Consider the following 24,852-nt stretch of genomic DNA (forward strand, 5'->3'; position numbering starts at 1 on the left):
AGAAGGAGTAAAGCCTTTTTTATTCTTCAACTGAATGGGCAGGTTAGTTCAATCAAGAAACTCAATTTAAATATTGTCTTGAGGAGGGATTTTATGAACATAAGAAAAGTTGGATTATATACAATGTGCCTATTGTTATTGTGGTTGGTCGGTTGTTCATCTTCCCCTGATGAAAGTGGCAGTTATAAAATAGCAGAAATAAATGAAGATATTCCTGTTCCAGCAAATGCGGAATCAAGTAAAGCACAATTTGATAATCCTAATATTAAAAAAAGCGAAAAATATAGTTTTGAGAATTTTGGAGGAGAACAAGGACTTTATCCACCAAATGAATATTTTGAAGAAATTAAAAATTGGGGCTGGGAAGAGTTGGAAAAAGAACAAATGGGGCACGTCCACTTTTTTACAAAAGGAGATACTATTATCTCTATTGTTATTAAAGAGGATTATTTTTATTTGGTTGAAATGAAGGAAGACTTCAAGTTTAGTCACTTAAACAGCCCTTTTTCTTATTGAGCTAACGGGGCAGGTTAGTGGAATAAGAAGGTTTATGTGTGGATGGTGTTGAATAAGTTAATATATGTAAATTTTCGAACAAATAGAAGGCGTTTTAAGGCATACTTTACTTAAAGTTGGACTAACGAGTTATACGATTTGATAATGAAAAATTACGAGTAGTTAAAACTGGGAGGGTGTCTGTGAGCTATTTTTATACGATAATCATAATCTCTATAATGATTATGAGTGGATGTTCTAATAACGGGTCTGGGTATGATTTAAAACAAGAAAATGAACAATTAAAGCAAGAAAATGCAAAGTTATCAGTAGTTAAAGAGGGATTAGAATTAGATTTGAAAATAGCTAGCTTGGAAGCATCTAGAAAAAAAGAACAATTAACTAGTGAAATAACTTCATTAAAGAACGACAATGAAAAACAAAAAGAAATAATTAATCGTTATCAGAATGTACTAGGATTCTCCAGATCGGGTAATCGTACCATCGCCGATGCTTTGAGTATCTTTTCTCCTGATCAAGTAAAAACGGGTAACCAAATCGCCGATCTAATCGTTTCAGATGTAAAGAGTGAGTCAATTAATGACGCAACAGGTTACTCTATAAATTTCACTGGTGAATTTAAAGTCAAAGGCTCCATCATACATGATGTGAGTGGTGAAAGAGAGTATTCCTTTATAGTCAAAGAGAATTTAGAGACCATGCCACACACATTATGGCAATTTGAAAAAGGAAGTATCTTTTTTGAAATTACAAACAATGAAGATTTAAGAAAATCATTGGGCGATAAATTAGAGACTTTACCTGAGGATGGTCAACTAGAAATAGTTGGGGTTTTTAAAAATTATTCTTATAATGAAGTTCCTGAATCGGACTCTCTGCCGAGTAATGCTGAATTTGTACGATTAATATCAGAGAACTAATCTTTGAGTTGATGATAGGTTTTTTCTTCTTAAACTAACGAGGTGCTTTCGTTAAAAAACATAGGAAGCAGTTTAGTGGTAGCTTATTTATTATTCGATGGGTAATTAATATGTCTTTAGGTGTGTATGATGGATCAATTTAAATAATAAAGCAAATGCGAATAAAAAAAGTTATCTGGAATAGAAAGTACGAACTAGTGGGTAAGAAGGAACACAATATGTGTTGGAACTTTTTTATAAAACAGAATATTAATTAAAAAATTAAAAGAAGCCATTTTGAATATACTTCTTTCAAAATGGCTTCTTTTTGTATTTAAAATTTGTAGAAATTCGGAAGGTAAATCGTCAAGAATGGCTATGTCTTTTTATTCCTGATCAAACCACAGTTGTTCTTTGTCATCAACGTCGCCATTATAGTTGATTAGAACTTCTTCTCCTGCTTTAATATCTGCATAAGCATAGAAATCAAATGTGTGATTTTCAAAATTAATCTCATATGTTGCATTAGGTTCATAAGAATGGTTAAACAGCATTCCATAACCTAAAAGGATAGCAGATTTATTTGTCCCATACTCAAAAGCGTAATCCGCGAGTAAGGTTTGTTCAATGAATTGATGCTGCTCGTTTGGATATGAAATAACAGGTGCTTCATGTAATAACATTCCTTTTTTTATATCACATGTAGCAAATACTCCTCTGTTGAATTCTCCATCACTTATTGGAGATGTTTTTACCTCGATCATATTTGTTCTCCTACTCACTTTTAAAATTTACTTTCTAACTTTAACATTAATTTGTTCTTTGTACCTCTTTTTTTGTTTTTTCAACGCCTTTATTGGAGAACTTATTCAACTTACTGGGCAGATTTATGAAAGAAGAATGAGAAGTAGGAGCTATAATCCACTTGATCTTCTATATATGATAAAATATCATATTTTTACAGGTACACATATTTCGCAATAAGAGCTATTGATCATCTCAGCCGTGTATCTTTCCAAAATAGGTTTGTTTTCAATTTCGTATTCATTATTATTTGTTAGAGTATGAAAAATATCGGTATATGCTTTTTGAATTTCGTCTGCTGTATGTTTCACTTCGTAAATAAGGTATTTTCCACCAGAAAGTTCACCTTCACAAATTGAATCATCTAGTTGATAATCCTTTGAAATCACAATACAAGCATCAAATCTACAGTCTTCCGGAACAGTTGTTTCAGGGTTATCTTGCGGAATTGCAAGAAGAATTGCAGTCTCAAGAAGATTTTTCTCCGTTGCCCATTTTTTTAACTTCTCCATTACTTCCATATTTGCAGGACCGTATTGACCAATTCGTCGCATATAAGCGATGCGATAGTTGGGAAGTGTTTCTACTTTTAACTTCATAAGTTCTTTCAACCTTTCTACATTTATTTTTTGTTTGCTACATATCGAATGTAGCATGCTTAAAAAATATATACATATTACTTCTTTAAGATTTTTGGATATATTTTAAAATAATAATTTCATTCTTCAACTATAACTTGTACATGGAGGTATGTTATATATCGTGTCTAAAATTAAGGAGATGTTTACAAATCAATAAAAAAATAATTAGTATCAATAATTATTTATTGTAAAACGATAAAAGCTATGATAAAATCAAAATGAAAATAAATAAGTGAGGTGCTTTTTATGAAAAGTGGATCAACACTCTTTTTAAAGATAGCTGTTATTCTTATGGGTATACCTATTCTAGCTCTATGCATATTTTTGGTACCTGAGATAGCAAATTTTGCAGCAGAATTGTATCCAGATATAGCTCATTTGAAATATCTTGTTTTTATCGATTTGTATGCAGCTGCAATACCCTTTTACTTTGCTCTGTATCAAGCTTTTAAACTTTTAAGCTATATTGACAAGAATAAAGCTTTCTCGGAATTATCTGTAAGAGCTCTAAAGAATATAAAATACTGTGCAATTGCAATCAGTACTATATTTGCAGTAGGCATGCCACTCTTCTATCTCGTGGCTGAGAGAGACGACGCTCCAGGAATCATACTAATTGGAATGGTCATAATTTTTGCTTCAATTGTTATTGCAGTCTTTGCTACCGTTCTCCAATGGCTATTACAAGAAGCTATTTATATAAAATCTGAAAATGATTTAACAGTCTGAGGTGAATAACATGCCAATTATAATCAATATTGATGTGATGCTGGCCAAAAGGAAAATGAGCGTAACAGAACTTTCAGAGAGGGTTGGAATAACAATGGCTAACCTTTCTATATTGAAAAATGGAAAGGCAAAAGCGATTCGATTATCAACTTTAGAGGCAATATGTAAGGCTTTAGAATGTCAGCCTGGAGATCTTTTGGAATACCTTGGTGAGGAAGACGCTCAAGAATAATACAGTAATTTATACATTGAGGATGAGTTGCTTCGGCAACTCTTTTTCTACTAATGGAGGGTTTAGTCCAATCCATTCATTAAATTCATGCATGATCCTAAATTTCTAATAATGTGGCATTGAATTTTGCTATTAGCATTAGCACCTCTTTTTGTCATATGTAAAGCGTACATTTAAATGTACGCTTTTGGGTATTTTTTACAACTGGTCATCTGGATGCAGGTTATTTTGCATAAGTTCCTGTACATTGCCAACCTGCTCCGTAGAAGCAAGCTCGGTCTTATACCAGCCATTCTTACTCAAGATCTCAAAAAGCTGATAATGGTTTGAGCTCGCATTTTCAAAACATTGTTCATAAATTTCCCGTAGCTGCTGATGTGCAGTCTCTAACATGGTATTGCTGATGCTTCGGCAGCGTCCTTTCTCCAGTTCTAGACAAAGCTGAAGTATTTCACGGTCTGTTAAACCGCGTTCCGCAATATTATTTGGCATTTGAACCCCACCTTTTGCAGTTATTGAATATTGTTAGTTCGGTTAAAATATTGGGAAAGGTCGGCAATTTTTAACTGGTGTTTTTCTGCCATCTCCTCCAGTGTTTTACTTAGCTCTTGGTCTTTGCATTGTGTTGCACACCAGTTCATCGTTTTTGCGATTATCACTTCTGAACGGATTTCATCTTCAATAAATGCCAATTCTTTCATTGTTAGGACGGTCATCTTGTTTCATCTCCCAAACACAATAATGTAAAGTTAGTATTGTTTGTATGGAGCTATTTTATCCTTTATTAGAATATCTTTTGATTAACTCGTTTATAAATTTGTTTTAATTAATTGTGAAATTGGTACAAACCGAAACATTTCAACAGTACTTATTACATGTAACTAGTTTTTAATTGTTTAATCTTTCCCATTGATTTTAATAGCTGGAGTGTTACTGTGCATGTATGTTAAGAGTACTTCCTCATGGCTATCATCATAGAAATCTTCTTGGATGGCAATGTTCACCTCAGTTGTAGAGCTAGCTCCCTTTTTGGGGGTAATTTTATTGTCCTTATTCTTTATTTCATCTAAGTCAATATTTGCTTCAGCTGTTTCCATCTTTAAAAACTCATCTTTTTTCATTTTTTCACCCCTTAATTACTTAATAGCATGTAACAAAAACGGATAATAATTCGATGTGTACCTTAATTTTTACATTACTAATCAACTGTTGTGTAGAAATGCACTTAAATTAACGGGAGATTTAGTTGATTTAGAGTGTACTTATATAAAAGGATTATAATAAGCAAATGTATGTTGATACTTGTTTTTATTGCAAACTATTTCCATCTGATACTCGTCTAATCATTGTAAAGGAGGGAAATATGTGAATGATGTATCACTATCAATAGAATCTATACATACCCCAATTGATGACATGATGCTCTATGGTCAAGATTTATTGCAGCTAGTGTATACCTACGTAAAGGACAAGGCACTCGCACAGGATTTAACACAGGAAATCTTTGTGAAATGCTACGAGGCATATCCCACATATAAAGGGAAATCCACGCTGAAAACATGGATGTGACGGATTGCTATTAATCATTGCAAAGACTACTTAAAGAGCTGGTATAACAAGAATATTCTTGTGACGGTGGATGTTGGGGTCGACATGCAGGCAAGCAGTAATGTGGAACAACAGGTTATTCAGCAAGACGAGCAAGAAAGACTCGCGAAAATGGTGATGGAATTACCCATCATGTATCGTGAAGTGATTTATTTATTTTACTTTGAAAGTTATACGAGCAAGGAAATAGCATGCATGTTATCGATTAATGAAAATACGGTCAAAACAAGAATCCGTAAAACGAAGCAATTTTTAAAAGAGCAGTTGGAGGTGAGTGAGTGGATTTAAAGAATTTAAAACAGGCGATGCAAAAGCATACATTCCAAGAAGTGCAATTTGGTGAAAGTGAACAGAAAGCTGTTCATAAAAAAATTCAACAGCTCGTTTCTGTCGAGGACATAAAATGTGCATTACTTGGACTCACGGAAACCGAAAAGTCAGGATTCGAGCTGGTAGAATTACTGCATATGCGTGGTGAGCAAGCCATTTTTCAAAATGAAGGGTTATTGTACCGATGCTTACATGAATTAGAAAGTGCCGAACTCATTAATGGCTTTTGGAAGAATGGCGAGAAGGTATATATCCTTACGAGAAAAGGACAAAAGCAGCTCGCACTGACGGATAAACCAATCGGAGGTGTTAAATGGAACGCTTTATTCAGCAAGTAACAAAGCTTATTCGATCCAAAGAGGCTAAAGCTAATGTGGCGGAGGAATTAACGCAACATTTAACACTAGCGCAAAAAAAACATATGGAGCGTGGGCTTTCTAAAGAGGAAGCGATGATAAAAGCGATTCAAGACATGGGAAGTCCTATCGCTCTTGGTGAATCAATGAATAAAATTCATAAGCCTAAATTAGATTGGGTGCTCATTGCTGCATTTTGTGTATTATTATTATGTGGCTTTTTACCACTTGAAGTACAAGCGTATCCAAAAAAGGTTTTTACCATTCTTCTTGGTGTAGGATTAGTCGTTGTTCTTTACCAATATGATTACCGAAAAATCGCAAAGCATTCAAAATGGTTTTTTGTAGCGTCTATCTTGTTGTTGCTATTACTTGTGTATTTCCCAACGTATCATCTAAATGGCAAGCCAGAGCTGAAATTAGGTGCTTTTAGTATAGATAGTTTATGGACGTTACCGATACTTGTCATCGGCTGGGCTGGCCACTTTGCGGAAAAACGTTCATTATTCGGTGGGTTCACCGTATTTGCTTTCATTTCTCTATTATTTATGTTGCAACCACATTTAATCGCATTTATATTACATACAATAATGTTCATAATCATTTTCTTATGTAGTAAGCACACAATCAAAACGAAAATGATCACAATAGTGACAAGTGCTATAGTAGGTGGTACGTTCATTGCATTTATGTTAGTAAATGCTAAGGAATATCAGTTAGCGAGGATTTATGGGTTTATCAATCCGAACAATTATGCAGAGGGCTTTGGCTATCTCTATATACGTCTGCAGCATTTAAACAGTGAGGCGAAATGGTTTGGTGCTATTCCATTTGAAGGAATACCAGAATTACAAACAGATTTTGTTTTTGCTGGGATTATTCGTTCTTACGGGTTTGGACCAGCTTTATTCATCGCTGTTTTATTATTCGTCTGTATCATTCGTTTACTCGTGATGATTCAAAAGATTCGTGATCCATTTGGTCGCTTTTTACTAACTGGCAATGTGACTCTATTTGCCACACAAGTTGTCGTGAATATTGGCATGACTATCGGTATTTTGCCAATTATGGCGATGTCATCCCTTTATTAGTTATGGCTTAATGCCAACCATTATTGCGGCAATGATGATTGGATTCGGACTTAGTGTGTGGCGTCGTAAATCATATGTCATATAAAATAATGCTTTGGTTAAATAGTTTGAAAGCTGTTGAAAATAAGTACTTTCAGAAGAGAAAAGATGGTGTGAAATTGAACTTTCATTCCATCTTTTATTGTTTCTTGTATCAATTGAGAATTTGAATTTTTTATTTTATGAACTAAAGAGGCAGGTTAGTTTAATAACTGTATAGAATTATTAATGTAGGTGACGCAATGTTTAGAAGTGATTGTGATATAAAGTTTAAAAATTCTATATTGAGGTTATCAAAGAGTTATTGTCGATTTGGGTGGGATGGTGATTTCACATGTCATTATTTTTTTAGTGGCTTAAACAACAATAATTTATGTACTTTTAAAGCTTATGATAATGAATTATTGGTTGGAAGTTTGAATTTCATTCAAATTCTCCAAAAACCAAAAGAGCACTATTGTTGAAGAATAAAAATTACACAAATCCAATTGTTGAGGTAGGGAAATTTATGAATACTGATAAAGATAGACTTTTTTTAGAAATGGCGTTGGAAGAGGCAGAGCAAGCATTAATGGAAAATACATACCCAGTAGGCGCAGTAATTGTTGATGAAAACTTTAACTTAATTTCAAGAGGACGAAATAGAGTACATCCAGCAAAAGATGCAACTGCCCACGCGGAAATTGATGCTATAAGAAATGCAGGACAAGCAATATTTAACGCAAAAATAAAAAGAGAGAAATTCACCATATACACTTCGTTAGAGCCTTGTCCTATGTGTACGGGTGGGATTTTATTTGCAAATATAAAAAGAGTAGTTTGGATACTAAATGACGACTTAGGATTTGGTGGCTATAGAAAAATAAAAGAATCTAAGGTCTGCGATGAAAGGTTTAGTGTAGTAGAAATGATTGAACAACCATATGAAGACTTAAAGTATAGGCAAAAAGAGCTTATGATTGAATGGGCAGTTAATCCAAATAATGTTATAAACTTACGAAATGCATTAAAATAGAAAAAACTTACTCAACTATTTGCGCAGGTTTGTGAAATAAACTAGGAATGAATTTTATAAAGCTATAAAACTTGTAACAGTTAATATGCATCGAATAGCTAACAGGAAAATAACATAAATTAAATAGACTTGAGGTGGTATTTTAGTGAACCAACACAAAATAATAATTACTCATTATACACCCAAATACGCTAAGCAGACAGTGGATATGTGGCGAGATAGTAAGGAACAGGCTGTTAATCAGAAAGAAATTCACAGCTTTGAAAATCACGTGTATTTTTTAAATCATATATTATCCGAACAGTATCAAGTAGATGTAGCGATAATTGATGAAGAAGTAGTTGGAATGATTGCCTATAATGAAAGAGCAATAAGCCAACTATATATTCACATAGATTATCAAGGAATCGGCATAGGTCATACATTACTAGATCGAGTAAAAGCACAATCAAGTGGAAGATTAACATTATACACATTTGAAGTAAATGTAAATGCACAACGATTTTATGAAAAACATGGATTTGAAATCATAGGTAGAGGACACGAAAATGAAGAAAATTTACCAGATATTCAATATGAATGGATATCCAAATAAATGGTGTAATTGGGTGCTTAATGAATTTTAGGAGAGGGGGGAAGATAGGGGATGGAAATGAACGATTTATTTACAATAGACTGTGGTGAAATATTTCTGAGAGAGTTTAGAATTGAAGATGTAGAAAGCATTTATGAAATTACCACACAACCCGAAGTTTATGAATTTTTGCCTGAATGGCGTTCAACAAGGGAACAACGATTGAACTGGGTTTCAAATTATGAAATACCATCTAATAAGGAGTTTTTTTTAGCTGTACCTAATATAGGTAGTCAATATTATTTGAAATTGGGAATTGTTTTAAAAGAAACTGGCGAATTTATAGGTTTCTGCAATACAGGTATTAAAGAAGAACTAAAAGAACCAAACCGAGAAATTGCTTATGCTATTTCAAAACATTACAGAAATCGTGGATACATAACGAAAGCAGTAAAAGGATTGATTACATATTTGTTTGAGAATACAGATGTAGAACAACTTAATACAGTTGTTCTGCCTCGCAATGTAAGCTCAAGTAAAGTTAGTCAAAAATGCGGTTTTCGTTTTAATGGAGATATTGAAATTGAAGACCAAACGCATTATCATTACACTCTTACCAAAGAAGACTGGAAAAATATAAATAGTCACTAAGTTAATATAACGAGTAAAGCCAACATTAAGTTGGCTTTTTTGTTTACATATGGAATATAATGTGTATCAATTTCTCAAACTCATTTACGAAGTTTTATTAGAGGTTATTTAAAGATACAATTAATTCTCTATCTTATCGACTTTTATCATAATTTTGGTGACGAAATGTTCTTTATGATTTTTTACGACTGTATCATAAATGTACTCTTCAAAAATATAATCTCCTAAGGTTAAATTTAAAGCTTCCATCTCTGAAAAAAGTAGCTTATATGTTTTATGTATTGTTTTCTCATCCCCAATATGATATCCAATGAGAAAATCACCCTTAACAGTTCGAAAATAAGGATGTCCTTCCTGTGGATTTGGTTGTTCAATATATAAATAGCTATAATTAGTAAATTCTCCCTTTAATACATGCTCTCGTTTCGTTATACTGCCTATTGGATATCCTGTATCCAGATGTGATTCGTTCAATTCATTAATAAAATCTGAAAAAACCTCTACAAATTCTTCATCAGTTATATTTTCAATATTTCTGCTTATATAAAGTGTTACATCAGGTAATTGTTCAAGTGTAATTTGATGAAAATCTATGTGTTCTGCTTCTTCCATTAATGCGATTTTTGCCTCGATAATTTTTTCCTTCGTCTCAATCTCCTGACGCTTTTTTACTATCTCTTCCTTTTTTTGATACATTAAGGATAAAAAACTTTCAGGTGTTTTATTTTGCGTGTAATGTTGAATTTCAATTAGCGACATACCAAGATCCTTTAATAAATCAATAACAAAGAATAGTTCTAATTGGCGAATTGAATAATATCGATATCCTTTTTCACTTTTCAATACCGGAGAAAAAAGACCGATTTGATCGTAATAAAAGAGTGTCTGTTTGTTTACTTTACAAAGCTTTGCAAATTCACCTGTAGTTAAATATTTTCCATTCTTTTTATTCATTTTTTACAACACCACCCTTGACTATATAGCTACTATATACACTAGGATAAAAATTGTAAACAAATGAAACCATACAAGTTAGTTTACAGCAATTAGTATGTTAAGGAGAATATAGAAAATGAAAACACATAAAGTCACCTTAGGATTATTATTAATGAATTTATTTATCGCCTTTTTGGGAATTGGTTTAGTAATTCCAGTCTTACCTACACTGATGAATGAATTAGGCATAACTGGAACAACAATTGGTTATTTAACAGCGGCGTTTGCAATTGCTCAATTGATTGTTTCACCATTTGCAGGGAAAGCAGTAGATAAATTGGGTAGGAAAATTATGATTGTAATTGGTTTGTTTATTTTCGGCATCTCCGAATTTTTATTCGGTCTCGGTAAAGAAATCGAAGTGTTATTTATTTCTCGTATTTTAGGTGGTATTGGTGCTGCATTTATAATGCCAGCTGTTACGGCTTTTATTGCTGATATTACAAATTTGGATACTCGCCCAAAGGCACTCGGTTATATGTCAGCTGCAATTAGTACAGGATTTATTATTGGCCCAGGTATTGGTGGATTTTTGGCGGAATTTGGAACACGGATACCGTTCTTCTTTGCAGGAGCACTTGGTACAATTGCTGCTATACTCTCTATAATTTTATTATCTGAGCCAAATCGTACAAAAGAAAGTAATGATCAAGTATTAGAAGGTAAGAAGGGCTTCAAACGTATAATTGCACCAAAATATTTCTTAGCGTTTATTTTAATTTTTATTGCCTCTTTTGGATTAGCAGCTTTTGAATCATTCTTTAGTTTATTTGTGGACCACAAATTTCAATTTAAACCATCGGATATCGCAATTGTTATCACAGGTGGTGCAATTTTTGGTGCAGCATCTCAAGTCATATTATTTGATAGACTAACAAGAATTTGGGGAGAAATTAAACTGATTCGTTACAGCTTAATATTATCAGCCTTACTTGTCTTTTTAATGACTGTAGTTCATTCCTATTTTTCCATTTTACTTGTTACATTTATTGTTTTCGTAGGATTCGATTTATTTAGACCAGCTGTTACTTCATATCTTTCGAATATCGCAGGGAATGAACAAGGTTTCGTTGGTGGAATGAACTCTATGTTTACAAGTTTAGCGAACATTTGTGGTCCAATTTTAGGGGGGATGTTATTTGATATAAATATTAACTATCCTTACTATTTTGCGACTGTAATACTAGCTCTCGGGATAGTTCTAACATTGTTCTGGAAAAGTGCAAATGATTTCAAAAGAAGGGGAAATTGATATCCTCGATTTAGAGAAAAAGGTAATTTAAATTCAGAAGCAGCAAATTATGGAATCCAATAGATTAATAAATACGCAGATTACTAACGTTGTGTTGATCCAAGAAGGGAAAGCCTCTATTTGTGTTGAACTTATAGAACTAATAGACAGGTTAGTTCAACAATATCGTTATTGAACTAACGACGTCGGTTTGTCCAATAAGCATGCATTACCAATTGAATGATTTAAAAGAGAGGATTAATAAACATTAGAAAGTTAAAACTATTACTTACGTTTTTTGCAGTCTCAGTTTTGTATAGAAATCGCTATTGATGATTCATACGACTTTAGAAATGAGTAAGGAACGGTAACGTAATGCCGTTGGAGTAATAACTGAACAATTAATACAGGAGAATTCTTTTGTTGTGTAGAAAATAACCATAAGATTCTTTTTTGGAGGTAAGAATATGTTTATCGTAAATGTTGAAGGTGCAATATACAAAAATGAAAAATGGCTCTTAATAAAACGTAGCGAAAAAGAAGAACACGCAGGAGGTTCACTATCTCTTGTTGGTGGTAAGGTAGAAAACGAAGGAAACTCAACAGATGTTTTAGAAAGAACACTTAAAAGGGAAATTGCTGAAGAAATTGGAGTAGAGGTTTCAAATCTTAGATATGTTAATAGTTCTTCCTTTGTTACAGACGCGGGAATAAGTGTTGTAGATATCGTCTTTCTATGTGACCACGAATCTGGAGAAGCCTTTGCTAAGAGTCCTGATGAAGTTGACAGTGTTTTTTGGATGACAACCAAGCAAATTCTTGAGAATTCAACTATACCTATTTATTTAAAGGAAAATATAAAACTTGCGGATAAATTAGTAAGCACTAATGAAAAAACAGTTGTATTGTAGTTGGCATTCTCTTATTCAACTAGCGGGAGCTTTACTTCAAAAGGAGTAAGGCCTTTGTTATTGAGCTAACGGGTGCTTTAGTTAAACAAGACCATCATAAGATGGTCTATTTTTACGTTCAAAATAACAAGTAAATCTCGGTGTTTCATTGTGAAATGTTACACTTAAACTAACGCAGCAGGTTAGTGAAAGAGGAAATAAAAAACGAGAATAGAATATAAACATTGAGGATTAGGAGTCTTATCAATTAATAAACATTAAATTATTTTAGGGGAGTCAGTGACATTAATATTAATCAAAATGTAAAAACGTCGGGTGCTTACGTTTTATATCGGGGGCTGCTTATTTTTCAGGTTGGTCCTACAGAAGAGGCAGATAACCTTGGAGTAGTTAGACTTGGTGGGCATAAAGAATTTGAAGAAACCGCATTAGAGACAGCTAGGCGTGAAGTTTTTGAAGAGGCTTCAATGAAAATAACTCCAATAAATTCTCCAATAACTTATCATATGAGTGAGTGGGGAAATAAGCCTTCCATAATAGGGTTAGGCGAGGAAATAGCTCCAATTTTAGTTAAAGGAAATGAGCAGGAATCTTTATCAATAATGTATCTTTCCTACTCTGAAAATGAACCAAATCCCTCTTCAGAAACTAATGGGCTTCTACTACTAACTCCAGAAGATGTTCATTTTATCTGTAATAATAAAATTACTTTAAATGATTTTATTAAACAAAATGGAAAAGTGATATTAAAAGGAAATATAAATAGAGATTTATTTTTAATACCTTTTCCTCAACTATTATTTCTTTCAAAATTGTTAAAAGAACATCCAGATTTATTCATTATAAAATAAAATCAATTAAATGAGGATGTTTGTGAAACTAACACTTAAACTAACGGGTGCTTTAGTTGAGGATAGTGGATTGTTTAGGCAACTCTTTTTCTTTTGGACTACCTGGGTAAGTTAGTTGAATAATTATGATAAAATAGGTAGTAAAAAAAGTTGGTGATTATTCTATGAATTGGAATTGGAATGAGACCTCAATTAACCTCCCTTATACTTTTGATAACTTAAAGGAATTGTTAAATAACATTTGTAAAAGAGAAAATAAGTTCTCACAATACGAGTTTGCAAAGTGGTGTGATAACCTTACAATGGCTTTTGAAGACGATGAGCATGATGCTGATGATTTGAATGATAAAGATGAATTAGCATTATGTGTTGCACGAGATATAGAATGTCAATGGGATTTATATTTAATCAATACATATTCAGATAAAGTATTGCAAACATTAGACTTATCTCAAGTTGCCTTGCCACAATAATGGCTTCTTAAATGGTTTGAGGAATTGAATAGTTTATAAGCTGATAAGTTACCAATCTTGTTCAACTAACAGTTGCCTAGTTAAAGATGAGAAAAAAGATCGTTCACATTTAATGAACGATCTTTTTTATGAATTCAACCTATCGATTTCAACTTTTTTTGAAAATTTTTCAAGAACTTGAAATTATTTAACTATATAACTCGTTATTAGTGAAGAGAGAAAGAAACGAGATATGCGCATAATCGTTTTACAAGGAGGTTCATATGGAAGAAGAGCTGCAGTGGATTCAAGAAGTATTAACTGGCAACAAGCAGGCTTATACTCACATTATAAATAAATACAAAAACTTGCTATATGCGACTATTTTACGGATGACCAAAAATCCGCAAATTGCTCAAGACTTGGTTCAAGAATCATTTATTAAAGTATATCACCAGCTTGGGAAGTATGATAATAAGGGTTCTTTTTCGAGTTGGATTTACCGGGTGACTATAAACCATTGTATGGATGAGTTCAGAAAGAAAAGCTACCAAATGAAACAAGTAGAAATAGACGAAGAAAGAGTTGTAGATTCTATTCATCCAGAAGTTATTTTATTGAAAAAGGAAAAAAGTAGACAGTTAGAACGATTGATCTCAACTCTTCCAGAGGATGAAAGAATGATTATTCTATTACGATATGTAAATGAATTAAGCTATGAAGAAATAAGTGAACTGGTTGAAGTACCACTTTCAGGGGTTCGTAATAAACTTCATCGAGCAAAGAAAAAAATGAGAGAAACGGTAAATCGGGAAGGAGGCTATTTTTATGAACTGTCCGAAGGTAGATAAACTTTCCCAGTACGCTGATAACCTACTAACACAACAAGAACATTCTCAAATACTTACACATATAAACACTTGTGATACATGTACAAGTATTGTTCAACTCTTTAAAGAGGAACAACAATTTTTAAAAGAAAATTTACAATCACCAACATTACCGGATGATTTTGCATCACTTGTTCTGGAACAACTGGAACCATACAAACAGAAAGATGTACGAAGAAAAAAACAAATCTGGAATCGTATATTTCTATTAGCAGCTAGCATTGTGTTAGCTTTAGGTTTGACTGCTACATTAAGCCCTAGCTTTGCTCAGTTTATAGAAGGCATGTTTAGTACAAAACAGGTAGATGAAGGACTAAAGATGGCATCAGATGAAGGGTTGAGCGAAAGGGTTAATTTGGAAGTATCAGATCAGGATCTTATATTTAAAGTAGAAGATATAATTGTAGATTCATCACGAGTGGCATTATCTTTACAAGTTATTAATGAAGATGGTGTAGCAGAGAGACCAAACATAAATGAATCAAATAAAGGTAACCGAATTTCAGTTAATGGTTACAATGGTGAGTACACCTACTCCATGGGTTACAGAATGGATAGAGGGTTAGATTATAATTCTTTTCAAGTGTTTATTAGTGATGAACCTGGATTAGAAAAAGTAACTATCAATTTTCATCTTGTCGAGTTAAACGGCAAACAGGGAAAATGGGAGTTAGAGATACCAGTTGAATTAACAAATAACAGTGATAAAACTAAAAATGTAATTCTAAATAATGCTACCCACAATATTAATGGAGTAGCAATTAATCTAAAGGAAATACAGTACGCTCCCACTTCAAATACATTGTTGTATGAAACTTCTTATGAATCATCAGAGCAAGTAAAAGTGGAGGATAATTTTCAATCATTAAAAGAACAGTTTGGATTTGACGTAACTGAGTTCAATACTTTTGGAACATCTATAAAATATCATATAGAAAATGAAGAAAAGGAAGTTATTCTGAAATTTTCACCTTTTAATCAGGAGGAAGCAATGGACGAAAAACTAATCATTAGTTCTGCACGAGGAAAAGGAAAATTAGGTCATACAGCTTGGAAGGAAGCTTTTGTACCAGATAAAATTGACAGTAAACTCACTTTTGTATTGGATGGTGTCTATAAAGTAGTTCCCACTGATTTTTCTGTTAAGTTCAATCCAAATAAAATAAAGGAAAATCCTGTTTCATTTAAATATATGGGAAATGGAGTAACAATAAAAAACGCAGAATTACAGAGTGCAGCTAATACAAGTGAACCGACTTTTTTTGAAATTGAAATGGAGGTGAATAAAGAAAGCAAAGCAGCGGAACTTGGTATATGGGTGTTGAGGGACGATACTGGAAAATCTTTTAGAATTGACAATGAAACTACAACAAAGGGAAAAGAAAGTAACATGCGATCCATCTATTTCAAAACTAATGGTTTAGATGAAATCCCAGAGGAAATGTCTTTACATTTGCTTACTGCAACTAGCTATTATGAGCTAGAGGAAAAATGGAGAGTTCCGTTATATGAATAAAATAATAAGCCTATAGGATAGAAAATAAAGAAGAAAGTGTCTTCGTCAACAAATTTTGTATAAAGTGGTCGCTTTTTTATATGCGTGATTGCAAACAATAATGACTACAATTTTCTACAATTAACAGGGCACTTTAGTTTAAAGTCATCGGGGTTGCTTAGGCAACTCTTTTTCTTATTGAACGGAAATATAAGTAATAAGAAATAATAAATGAAGTACATTATTTAACAAAATTGTTAAGGTGAAAAATGAAGAATAATAAAAATAAATCAAATGTTGGATATACAATATTTAAGTCAACGGGAGTATGTCACGAATTTCCTCAAGCTAATTTAGTAAAACAACAAGTGATTGGTAACGTACTTTTTATCGAAAAAACATATATGACAGTTATAGTTGAGTAAAAACTGAAAGTGTAAATGTCCAAGGAAGTATTGATAAAGAATCGCTGATTTTGCGTTTCATGGATGGCTAACAGGAAATCTTTACAAATTCTTATTAATTCACTGTTTTATTAAACTGTATAATTAACGTGTTATTCAAGCTCTATACAAATGTAACAGGAGGGGAATCTATGTATAAAAATTAAAATTTACTTTAAAAAAGACAGATTACAAGGCTTATTAAAAAACTACATATAAAAGGAAAATTATAATTATGCAAAAATAAACAATTTGTATCGTTAAAATGTTAGTAATCACCATATTAATGCTAATGACAAACATTAGGTCAATTGTTATTGGGTCAGTTACTAAATATGTGATGTAACAATCGATGTGCTTGAATAATAAAATAATAGATTGACTTTTTGTCATCTTCCTTATGTACAAATTAAAAGGAGAATGTAGTTCTGAAAGTAAATTTTGAGGGATTAATATAATTATGAATAATATTCTTTGACTAATAGGAGCTTTAACCCGATGAGGAATAATGCTCTTTTTTGTTGAAAAGGACAATTATTTGGGAAATATTTTCAACCTTAAGATGCATAAAATCTCGGTCTTGAGATGTACTATAATTTTTTAATTATCTGTTAGATTTATATTATGAAAGAAAACCTAATACGGAGGTGACTTATGTATAACAGAATAATAGGCAATGACATTTTAAAGAGCAAAGCGATAACGTTGACTACAATGATATTTGTTGCTGCTGCGGCTATGCTTGTTTCGCTCGCGGCGATACTCGTCGTCAATCTTTCGGGCTCGCTAGATACACTTATGAAAAATGCTAAGACTCCTCATTTTATGCAGATGCATTCGGGTGAAATTGATACTGAGCGGCTTGCATCATTCGCTGAGCAAAATAGCAATGTCGATGATTATCAGGTGGTTGAATTTCTCAACATAGACAGTACGCAAATTATATTGGGCGATAATTCACTTGCGAATAGTGTTCAGGATAACGGCTTAAGCATACAAAACGAAAAATTCGATTATCTTCTTGATCTTAATAGTAACATCATCAACGTTTCCGACGGTGAAATTTATGTTCCAATCAGTTATATGAGGGACAAAACCACAAAGGTAGGTGACAAAGCGGTAATAAGCGGGAAGGAATTTACCATTGCGGGATTTCTCCGTGATTCCACTATGAATTCCTCGCTCTCCGCGTCAAAGCGATTTCTTGTAAGCATCAATGATTTCGCGGAAATTAAAGACCTTGGAAGTATCGAGTATCTGATTGAGTTTAGATTAAAGGATTTCTCGGCGATAAGTGAATTTGAAACAGCTTATGCTTCCGCTGGACTTGAAGCGAACGGACCAACAGTTACATATACGCTTTTCAAAACGATGAACGCCATTTCAGACGGGATGATGATTGCGGTTATCCTTCTTGTAAGCGCACTTGTCGTTGCCATCGCATTTATGAGCATTCGTTTTACGCTCCTAGCAAAAATTGAAGATGACTACCGTGAAATTGGTGTTATGAAAGCAATTGGGCTTCATCTTTCCGACATAAAGAAGATATATCTTGCAAAATATGCAGCTATTGCGGCGGCAGGTAGTATTCTTGGTTTTGTTCTTTCGCTTATGTTTCAAGGCATTCTTCTTGAAAATATACGGCTTTTTATGGGCGAAAGCGAAAATTCTTCTTTTGCAATAGTTTTAGGAATCATTGGAATACTAGTTGTATTTCTTGCAATTGTTGCTTATGTAAATGGAGTGCTGAAACGTTTTAAGAAAATCTCCGTTTCAGAAGCTATACGCTTTGGTACTTCCCAGGAAAAAAAGGCTGGCGCTAAGCGTTTTTCCTTAAATAAAAACAGACTGTTTAGTACGAATATTTTTCTCGGAATCAAGGATGTCTTCGCAAGAAAAAGACTTTACGTCACAATGCTTGTAGTACTGGTGATTTCAGCATTTATAATTATTGTTCCACAAAACCTTTACAACACGATTTCTGAAAAAAGCTTCATTCAATATATGGGAATTGGAAACTACGATCTGCGCATACAGACCAATATAACTGACAAAAGCGATGAAATTGTGAAGACAATCGACAGCGACAGTACCGTTTCGAAATATGCTGTTATGACAACTAAGACATTCAAAGTAAAAACGAGTAACGGGTCAGAGGAAAATATAAAAGTTGAACTTGGTGACCATTCGGTATTTCCTATAGAGTATTCTGAGGGCAGAGCTCCTGTTGCAGAAAACGAAATCTCTCTTTCGTCTATAAACGCCGATGATCTGGGCAAAAAGGTCGGCGAGGTCATGACGCTGGTGATTGAAGGGAAGGAGAAAAATCTCACGGTAAGCGGAATATATTCGGATGTCACCAACGGCGGCAAAACCGCAAAGGCTGTATTCACCGACAATTCGGCGAGCGTCATGTGGACCATCGTCTGTGTTGAACTTTCTGATAAATCTCTTGTCGAAAGCAAGGTTTTAGGATATTCGGACAAATTCGATTTTGCAAAGACTTCCGACATTGATGAATTTGTTTCTCAGACCCTAGGCTCGACAATAAGTTCCGTTAAAATGGCTTCCTACGCAGCAATTGCCGTTGCACTGATTATTACAGTACTAGTTACACTGTTGTTCATGAAAATGCTTATTGCAAAGGACAGATATTCCATTGCTGTCATGAAAGCGCTCAGTTTTACAAACTCGGACATTAAGACACAGTATGTTTCTCGTTCCGTTTTCGTTCTGATTGTCGGAATTATTCTGGGTACGCTTCTCGCGAACACTCTCGGAGAGGTCCTTGCCGGCGCGCTTATTGCTTCGTTTGGAGCGTCAACATTTAATTTTACAGTTAATCCGCTTACAGCGTATTTGCTAAGTCCGCTGATGATGATAGTCGCGGTGCTTATCGCTACAGTGTTGGGAACATCAGGTGCGGGGCAAATAAAAATTTCTGACAATATAAAGGAGTAGGCATATGAATAAGATTATTATCGGTGATCACATTGTGAAATCTTTTGGCGTGGACGATGAACAGCGAAATGTTCTCGACGGAGTGTCCGTTGATATAAATGAGGGTGAATTCGTTGCAGTTATGGGTCCTTCGGGATCGGGAAAATCTACACTGATGTTTGCTTTGAGTGGAATGGACAGCGTAGACGGCGGAAAGGTCGTTTTTGATGGCATGGATCTTACGGAGGTCGGGGAGAAAGAGCTTTCAGAAATACGCAGAATAAAAATGGGATTTATATTTCAGCAGCCTACTATGCTGAAAAATCTAAATATACTCGATAACATTATTCTTCCGTCAATGCGAAACAACAGAAAAAACGCACCAAAAATATCTGAGAAGGCAAGAATGCTAATGCAAAGGGTAGGCATTGGAGATCTTGAAAAGCGCGATATTACACAGGTTTCGGGAGGTCAGCTTCAGCGTGCAGGAATATGCCGAGCGCTTATGAACAATCCGAAAATCATCTTCGGTGACGAACCTACTGGCGCTCTCAACTCTAAATCTTCGGAGGAGATTATGGACATATTTTCCGAAATCAACTCGGACGGAACCGCGCTTATGCTTGTAACTCATGACGCAAAAGTTGCAGCTCGGACAGATCGTATTATGTTTATGCGTGACGGAAAAATCGTGAGCGAGTTGAAGCTTCCGAAGTTTGACGGGAAGGAAATTGAAAATAGAGTTGATGAAGTTACAGTTAAAATGAGAGAAGTAGGAATATGATTTAATTTCTTCAAGAAAAGAAAAGAAAAAAAACAACAATTAAGTATACCCTGCTCCATCGTTAAAAAAGAGGAGAGCGTACATTAATAAGTCTATGGATTTGGGTGGACTACTTGTATGGACTCCTCAAACAATTTTCATTCTCTGTGGTGAAGCGCTGATTATTGCGCTTCATCGATTACTAACGGGGGAGAGAGACAAGGTCTTATAAAAAACTACATATAAAAGGAATTTTTAAATTATGCCAAAAAAACAATTTGTAATCGTTAAAATGTTAGTAATCACCATATTATTGCTAATGACAAACATTAGCGGAGTTGTATTTGCAAACGAAGATGAGTCTACAAATGGTAATCTAGATATTTCTGAGATCGATGAATTTATGACCAATGAAATCGAGAGACTGGACCTTCCTGGTGCTTCTTTGGCTATCGTAAAGGGAGATCAAGTTGAATACTTACAAGGGTATGGTTTTGCAAATGGAACAAATATAACACCGCAAACGCCAATTGTTATTGGGTCAGTTACTAAATCCTTTACAGCGCTTGCCATTATGCAGTTAGTAGAACAAGGAAAAATTAGATTAGAAGATCCCGTGCAATCTTATATACCTTGGTTTCAAATTGCAGATAAAGAGGAATCTAAAAAAATCACCATTCAACACTTATTGAATCAAACAAGCGGTTTTTCTACATATGATGGTCAAGTTGCTATTTCACAAGGAGATCAAACATTAAAAGAACATATACAAAGCCTGGTAAATATAGAATTGACATACCCTGTTGGGGAGCAATATCAATATTCGAATTTGAATTATAGCATTTTAGGTTTAGTCGTCGAGGAAGTGACGAATACATCGTATAAGGACTACATAAATAAATATATATTCAAACCACTTGAAATGAGCAATAGCTTCACTGATCCTAAAGATGATATAAACAATACAATCGCGAACGGATATCAAACAATATTCGGCATAAAAGTGACGACAGAGCAATTAAACCATGAGGGCAATGTTCCTTCTGGTTACATTATTTCCAGTGCGGAAGATATGGCAAATTATATGATCGCACAACTGAATCAGGGAGAATTTAAAGGAAAGAGTATTTTATCATCGAATGCCATGAACACATTGCATCATCCATCATCTTTCATAGGAAATGAAACCTACTATGCGATGGGCTGGGAAGTGAATAAAGAAGGAATCTCCCATAATGGTTGGACAGAAAACACATACTCAAAAGTTCTGTTAGATGGTGAGTATGGCATCAGCCTACAAATCAATTCCATGGATTATTTTAATCTTAATGAATATGATTCCATCGTAAGTGGAATAAACAAGCTGGTACATAATGAAGATCTTTCTATTTCTGATAGTAATCCATTTATGAAATATATAATTATTGATTTGATTTTACTTGCATTCATCGCTTTAATTGTTTGGTCAGCTTACAGAATCTTTAAATCTAGAAATCGAAAAGTACCGACATTCCGTAAGATTCTATATGGGTTGATTATATTAGTATTTAACTGGCTGCTGCCGTTGATTATTTTAATTGGATTCCCTAAATTATTTGGCCCATTGTCTACGGTGACTTTATTTGCTCCTGGAATAGGGCACCTGTTATTTTTAATACCTTTGCTCCTTTTAATTGTGGGAGTCGTTAAATTAGGTAAAGTAACACTAACATTAAAGAAAAATACTTTGGATGCATAAGCTCTCTAAATTCGTGAATACAGGGGGTACTACTATAACGGGTATCCCTTCTAATACATTAAAGATGCAGCGGCACATCCAGAGACTGCCTACTTGCAATATCCCTTTTTGATAGGTGCGTATATAACCGTAACACCATTTTTCGTTGCCTTGTATCAGGCTTTAATACTTTTACGCTACATTGACCAGAATAAAGTCTTCTCGGAATTATCTGTTAGAGCTTTGAAGTATATAAAATACTGTGCAATCACCGTCAGTACATTGATAGTAGTAGGAATTATATTTGGAGTTATATTAGTTTCAAGTGAAGGTGAAGACATAACAGGTATTATAAGCTTGGGATTAATGCTCACTTTTGCTTCAATGGTGATTGGGATCTTTGCTACTGCTCTTCAAAAACTTTTACAAGAAGCAATCGACATAAAATCAGTGAATGACTTAATAGTCTGAGGTGGATTATCTAACTGATTTTAAAACAGAAAAAGAATTGATTCAAACTGTTGAGAATAATATTTACTACTATAACTATAAACGCTTCCAATAACGACTGAGCCACCGAGCTCCGATAGAATATCGAATCTCGATGGCTCATAGTCTCTTTAGAACTGTCTACTTGACACAGGGGTAAGTGCAAATTTGGTCCTTTTTAATTATGATTGAAATTTCAAGAATATAGTTCTTGCTATTATGACAGAAGCATTTGTTTGTATATCAAGGTTAATATCGTTATCTCAAAATTTATTTCAAAGCTATATTAGTGTTAAATGATGTAGAGAAATTTCCGGGCGACTTCCAAAACGTATATTAACGCCAGTTTGTCCTAATCCTTCGCTAATATAAAATGATTTTCCCTGATGACTATGCAATCCTTTTATCATATTTAAGCGAACTAGTTTCCCCATTTTTATAAGATGATACGGTTTCGGCCAATGAATTTGCCCCCCATGAAAATGACCAGATAGTAAATAATCATAAGGAACATCTTCCATGCTAAGTACTATGTTCGGATCATGAGTTAATACAAGATTGTATCCATCCGTCAGTCCTTCGTATGATTTATCCACGTTACTCCTATTTGTAGAGAAATCATCTATTCCAATAATGTTAATTTTCCTCCCATTATTCCATAGCACATCATTTTCATTTATCAACGTTTTACATCCATTCTGATCTAAAACTTGCTTTAATTTAATGAAATCTGGATGTCTTAAAACATAATCGTGATTTCCAAACACTGCATAAGTTCCGTGTTTTGGATTCAAATCATTTAAAACTTTTAAATATGGTAATAGTTTAGGGATAGTACGTTTACGATCTAAAAAATCTCCCGTTAAAGCAATCAGATCAATTGACTGATCTTCTAGAATAGAATAAAGTTGCGAAGGTGAAATGGAAATGTTTTCAAGATGCATATCTGAAATATGTAATACACGAAATGGATTCCTGTCTACCTGTGTATTCACATTGGAATTAATAAACACATTATTAAATAATACTAGCTTGGTATTTTTATATCCTTTATAAAATAAAAAAGACAGGATAGTTACAATGAAAAACGAAAACAAAATTAACAAGTAAATTCCCCCTCTAGGAAAATAATATAGGAGAAGTGAGAAGATTGTTAGCTTTAATTTATGGATACACAACCAGTTATGTTTATGATGAAACAAAATGAAGGATAATAATACTAAGCATAATAGCAAATTGATTACCGATACTAAGTGGGTTCAAAAATATATTTAAAAGAAAGGAGGAAGATTGTAATGAGGTTTCTTACTTGGGGTGCAATCGGGGTTGCTATTTTTGGTGTAGTTCGAGGGATGCGAAATGGTACCTTTAAACAATTTACTCAAAATATGCCGAACAAATTAAATTTACAGAACCTACAGCAAATGACTAAACCATTGCAACAAGCGACGCAGCCATTACAAGGGATGGCAAATAACCCTTTAACCGATAAACTACCAAAGCAGCAAGGCTTCTAATTTGTTGTAAAAAGATATAGAAATTCTCTTTTTTTATAAATTGCCTATAAGCTATGCCTATAATATTAGGCAGGCCTATAGGCTTTTATTCTTCAAGAAGCAATAACCTTAGATGTTTTACCATATTTTTTATATATCATATCTTTTGACATAAACAAGTAATGAGGATAAGGGGTCTTGTTACTTTTAGAAGAGTGTTTAGAATTTGAAAGGTAGTGGATTGGGTAAAGAGCAATCCGTTTATACCATAAATACGAAAGACTAGAAAATGAAACAGATTCAAACCCTAAACGCCTAAACCCTTTATTAATCATTGTAATACCAATGATTCCTTTTATTTGTTGATTATTTTTATGATGGATAATATATAATGCAAGATCAGGTAAAGATTCCTGAACTTTCTTATAAAGATAAAGGGATTTTTTAAAATTTTCGTCCTTGTTTTTCATTTCTTCTAATATACGGACGTTATGGAGATGGATCTTGATAAGAAGGTCATTTTTTTTGATTGAAGTTCCGTCAGAAAGAACTACTTCACGTCCTTTATAACGCGTTAACCGAACACGGAAAATATTATAATTCGTGCTAATTTTTTCAAGACATTTTAAACGAGTACAAAATAAGTAAACCTGGTCAAACATTCCCCATATTTGTATTATGAAATTTTTCATT

Annotated in this window: 28 protein-coding genes and 1 pseudogene; 21 read left to right on the forward strand and 8 right to left on the reverse strand. The window is 33.6% G+C overall.

Annotation, left to right across the window (positions count from 1 at the left end):
* The first annotated feature begins 93 nt into the window (after nt 1-93).
* Together AM499_RS06140 and AM499_RS06145 are read left to right on the forward strand one after the other, a co-directional pair.
* Nucleotides 94-516, forward strand: a complete 423-nt coding sequence (locus AM499_RS06140) for a hypothetical protein (RefSeq protein ID WP_053589366.1) — start codon at nt 94-96, stop codon at nt 514-516.
* 182 nt (nt 517-698) lie between these two features.
* Nucleotides 699-1,436, forward strand: coding sequence for a hypothetical protein (locus AM499_RS06145; RefSeq protein WP_053589367.1), 738 nt, complete (start codon nt 699-701; stop codon nt 1,434-1,436).
* A 365-nt stretch (nt 1,437-1,801) separates the two neighbouring features.
* Here AM499_RS06145 and AM499_RS06150 read toward each other — a convergent pair whose 3' ends face one another.
* Both AM499_RS06150 and AM499_RS06155 read right to left on the reverse strand, forming a co-directional pair.
* Entirely contained in the window at nt 1,802-2,179 is a 378-nt protein-coding gene (locus tag AM499_RS06150) for an SET domain-containing protein (protein WP_053589368.1), read from the reverse strand.
* A gap of 186 nt (nt 2,180-2,365) precedes the next feature.
* The gene (locus tag AM499_RS06155) at nt 2,366-2,818 is read right to left on the reverse strand and encodes an AraC family transcriptional regulator (RefSeq protein ID WP_053589369.1); all 453 of its coding nucleotides are present in this window, start codon (nt 2,816-2,818) and stop codon (nt 2,366-2,368) included.
* Between the two features lie 288 nt (nt 2,819-3,106).
* Between AM499_RS06155 and AM499_RS06160 the strand changes: the two genes are divergently transcribed.
* The gene (locus tag AM499_RS06160; protein WP_053589370.1) at nt 3,107-3,589 is read left to right on the forward strand and encodes a DUF2975 domain-containing protein; all 483 of its coding nucleotides are present in this window, start codon (nt 3,107-3,109) and stop codon (nt 3,587-3,589) included.
* 10 nt (nt 3,590-3,599) lie between these two features.
* On the forward strand, nt 3,600-3,821 hold the full coding sequence (locus tag AM499_RS06165) for a helix-turn-helix domain-containing protein (protein ID WP_053589371.1): 222 nt from the start codon (nt 3,600-3,602) through the stop codon (nt 3,819-3,821).
* Nucleotides 3,822-4,019: 198 nt separating this feature from the next.
* On the opposite strand, the gene AM499_RS06170 is transcribed toward AM499_RS06165, so the two are convergent.
* The 3 genes from AM499_RS06170 to AM499_RS06180 form a co-directional block, all read right to left on the reverse strand.
* A complete protein-coding gene (locus AM499_RS06170; protein WP_053589372.1) occupies nt 4,020-4,313 on the reverse strand; it encodes a spore coat protein in 294 nt (97 codons plus the stop codon).
* A 20-nt stretch (nt 4,314-4,333) separates the two neighbouring features.
* The gene (locus AM499_RS06175; RefSeq protein WP_053589373.1) at nt 4,334-4,537 is read right to left on the reverse strand and encodes a hypothetical protein; all 204 of its coding nucleotides are present in this window, start codon (nt 4,535-4,537) and stop codon (nt 4,334-4,336) included.
* Between the two features lie 180 nt (nt 4,538-4,717).
* The gene (locus AM499_RS06180) at nt 4,718-4,942 is read right to left on the reverse strand and encodes a hypothetical protein (protein WP_053589374.1); all 225 of its coding nucleotides are present in this window, start codon (nt 4,940-4,942) and stop codon (nt 4,718-4,720) included.
* A 295-nt stretch (nt 4,943-5,237) separates the two neighbouring features.
* Between AM499_RS06180 and AM499_RS06185 the strand changes: the two are divergent.
* The 6 genes and pseudogenes from AM499_RS06185 to AM499_RS06210 all read left to right on the forward strand — a co-directional run bounded on the left by AM499_RS06185 (nt 5,238) and on the right by AM499_RS06210 (nt 9,485).
* A pseudogene (locus AM499_RS06185) lies at nt 5,238-5,717 on the forward strand (sigma-70 family RNA polymerase sigma factor).
* The gene (locus AM499_RS06190) at nt 5,708-6,097 is read left to right on the forward strand and encodes a helix-turn-helix transcriptional regulator (protein ID WP_053589375.1); all 390 of its coding nucleotides are present in this window, start codon (nt 5,708-5,710) and stop codon (nt 6,095-6,097) included. Before AM499_RS06185 ends, AM499_RS06190 begins: the two are co-directional and overlap by 10 nt.
* Nucleotides 6,073-7,206 (forward strand): FtsW/RodA/SpoVE family cell cycle protein, encoded by a 1,134-nt coding sequence (locus AM499_RS06195; protein ID WP_053589376.1) that lies wholly within the window; start codon nt 6,073-6,075, stop codon nt 7,204-7,206. Before AM499_RS06190 ends, AM499_RS06195 begins: the two co-directional genes overlap by 25 nt.
* 547 nt (nt 7,207-7,753) lie before the next feature.
* Nucleotides 7,754-8,260, forward strand: coding sequence for a nucleoside deaminase (locus AM499_RS06200; RefSeq protein ID WP_053592113.1), 507 nt, complete (start codon nt 7,754-7,756; stop codon nt 8,258-8,260).
* A 145-nt stretch (nt 8,261-8,405) separates the two neighbouring features.
* The gene (locus AM499_RS06205; RefSeq protein WP_053589377.1) at nt 8,406-8,855 is read left to right on the forward strand and encodes a GNAT family N-acetyltransferase; all 450 of its coding nucleotides are present in this window, start codon (nt 8,406-8,408) and stop codon (nt 8,853-8,855) included.
* 57 nt (nt 8,856-8,912) lie between these two features.
* Complete coding sequence (locus AM499_RS06210) at nt 8,913-9,485, forward strand: GNAT family N-acetyltransferase (RefSeq protein WP_053592114.1); 573 nt, start codon at nt 8,913-8,915, stop codon at nt 9,483-9,485.
* A gap of 120 nt (nt 9,486-9,605) precedes the next feature.
* Here AM499_RS06210 and AM499_RS06215 read toward each other — a convergent pair whose 3' ends face one another.
* On the reverse strand, nt 9,606-10,439 hold the full coding sequence (locus AM499_RS06215) for a MerR family transcriptional regulator (RefSeq protein ID WP_053589378.1): 834 nt from the start codon (nt 10,437-10,439) through the stop codon (nt 9,606-9,608).
* A 118-nt stretch (nt 10,440-10,557) separates the two neighbouring features.
* Here AM499_RS06215 and norA point away from each other — a divergent pair, with 118 nt between their 5' ends.
* The 10 genes from norA to AM499_RS06270 all read left to right on the forward strand — a co-directional run bounded on the left by norA (nt 10,558) and on the right by AM499_RS06270 (nt 22,645).
* Nucleotides 10,558-11,733, forward strand: coding sequence for a multidrug efflux MFS transporter NorA (gene norA, locus AM499_RS06220; RefSeq protein ID WP_053589379.1), 1,176 nt, complete (start codon nt 10,558-10,560; stop codon nt 11,731-11,733).
* A gap of 446 nt (nt 11,734-12,179) precedes the next feature.
* Nucleotides 12,180-12,623 (forward strand): NUDIX hydrolase, encoded by a 444-nt coding sequence (locus tag AM499_RS06225; protein WP_053589380.1) that lies wholly within the window; start codon nt 12,180-12,182, stop codon nt 12,621-12,623.
* A gap of 284 nt (nt 12,624-12,907) precedes the next feature.
* Entirely contained in the window at nt 12,908-13,474 is a 567-nt protein-coding gene (locus AM499_RS06230; RefSeq protein WP_053589381.1) for an NUDIX hydrolase, read from the forward strand.
* Between the two features lie 164 nt (nt 13,475-13,638).
* Nucleotides 13,639-13,947 (forward strand): hypothetical protein, encoded by a 309-nt coding sequence (locus tag AM499_RS06235; RefSeq protein WP_053589382.1) that lies wholly within the window; start codon nt 13,639-13,641, stop codon nt 13,945-13,947.
* Nucleotides 13,948-14,210: 263 nt separating this feature from the next.
* Nucleotides 14,211-14,777 carry an RNA polymerase sigma factor gene (locus AM499_RS06240; protein ID WP_053589383.1) on the forward strand — a complete coding sequence of 189 codons (567 nt, stop codon included), beginning with the start codon at nt 14,211-14,213 and terminating at the stop codon, nt 14,775-14,777.
* Nucleotides 14,755-16,332: a DUF4179 domain-containing protein gene (locus AM499_RS06245; RefSeq protein ID WP_053589384.1), complete on the forward strand. Its 1,578-nt coding sequence runs from the start codon at nt 14,755-14,757 to the stop codon at nt 16,330-16,332. The genes AM499_RS06240 and AM499_RS06245 overlap by 23 nt, the downstream gene beginning before the upstream one ends.
* 1,076 nt (nt 16,333-17,408) lie before the next feature.
* Complete coding sequence (locus tag AM499_RS06255) at nt 17,409-19,715, forward strand: ABC transporter permease (RefSeq protein ID WP_053589385.1); 2,307 nt, start codon at nt 17,409-17,411, stop codon at nt 19,713-19,715.
* 4 nt (nt 19,716-19,719) lie between these two features.
* Nucleotides 19,720-20,478: an ABC transporter ATP-binding protein gene (locus AM499_RS06260; RefSeq protein ID WP_053589386.1), complete on the forward strand. Its 759-nt coding sequence runs from the start codon at nt 19,720-19,722 to the stop codon at nt 20,476-20,478.
* 241 nt (nt 20,479-20,719) lie between these two features.
* Nucleotides 20,720-22,195, forward strand: a complete 1,476-nt coding sequence (locus tag AM499_RS06265) for a serine hydrolase domain-containing protein (protein ID WP_053589387.1) — start codon at nt 20,720-20,722, stop codon at nt 22,193-22,195.
* 57 nt (nt 22,196-22,252) lie between these two features.
* On the forward strand, nt 22,253-22,645 hold the full coding sequence (locus tag AM499_RS06270; RefSeq protein WP_082355186.1) for a DUF2975 domain-containing protein: 393 nt from the start codon (nt 22,253-22,255) through the stop codon (nt 22,643-22,645).
* A gap of 299 nt (nt 22,646-22,944) precedes the next feature.
* Here the strand turns inward: AM499_RS06270 and AM499_RS06275 are convergent, their stop codons facing one another.
* The gene (locus AM499_RS06275) at nt 22,945-23,769 is read right to left on the reverse strand and encodes a metallophosphoesterase (RefSeq protein ID WP_442853783.1); all 825 of its coding nucleotides are present in this window, start codon (nt 23,767-23,769) and stop codon (nt 22,945-22,947) included.
* 189 nt (nt 23,770-23,958) lie between these two features.
* Between AM499_RS06275 and AM499_RS06280 the strand changes: the two genes are divergently transcribed.
* Complete coding sequence (locus AM499_RS06280; RefSeq protein WP_053589389.1) at nt 23,959-24,180, forward strand: hypothetical protein; 222 nt, start codon at nt 23,959-23,961, stop codon at nt 24,178-24,180.
* 92 nt (nt 24,181-24,272) lie between these two features.
* Here the strand turns inward: AM499_RS06280 and AM499_RS06285 are convergent, their stop codons facing one another.
* Nucleotides 24,273-24,851 (reverse strand): YkoP family protein, encoded by a 579-nt coding sequence (locus AM499_RS06285; RefSeq protein WP_053589390.1) that lies wholly within the window; start codon nt 24,849-24,851, stop codon nt 24,273-24,275.
* Between the last annotated feature and the right edge of the window lies 1 nt (nt 24,852).

Origin of the sequence: Bacillus sp. FJAT-22090, assembly GCF_001278755.1 — a bacterium.
Taxonomy (GTDB): domain Bacteria; phylum Bacillota; class Bacilli; order Bacillales_A; family Planococcaceae; genus Psychrobacillus.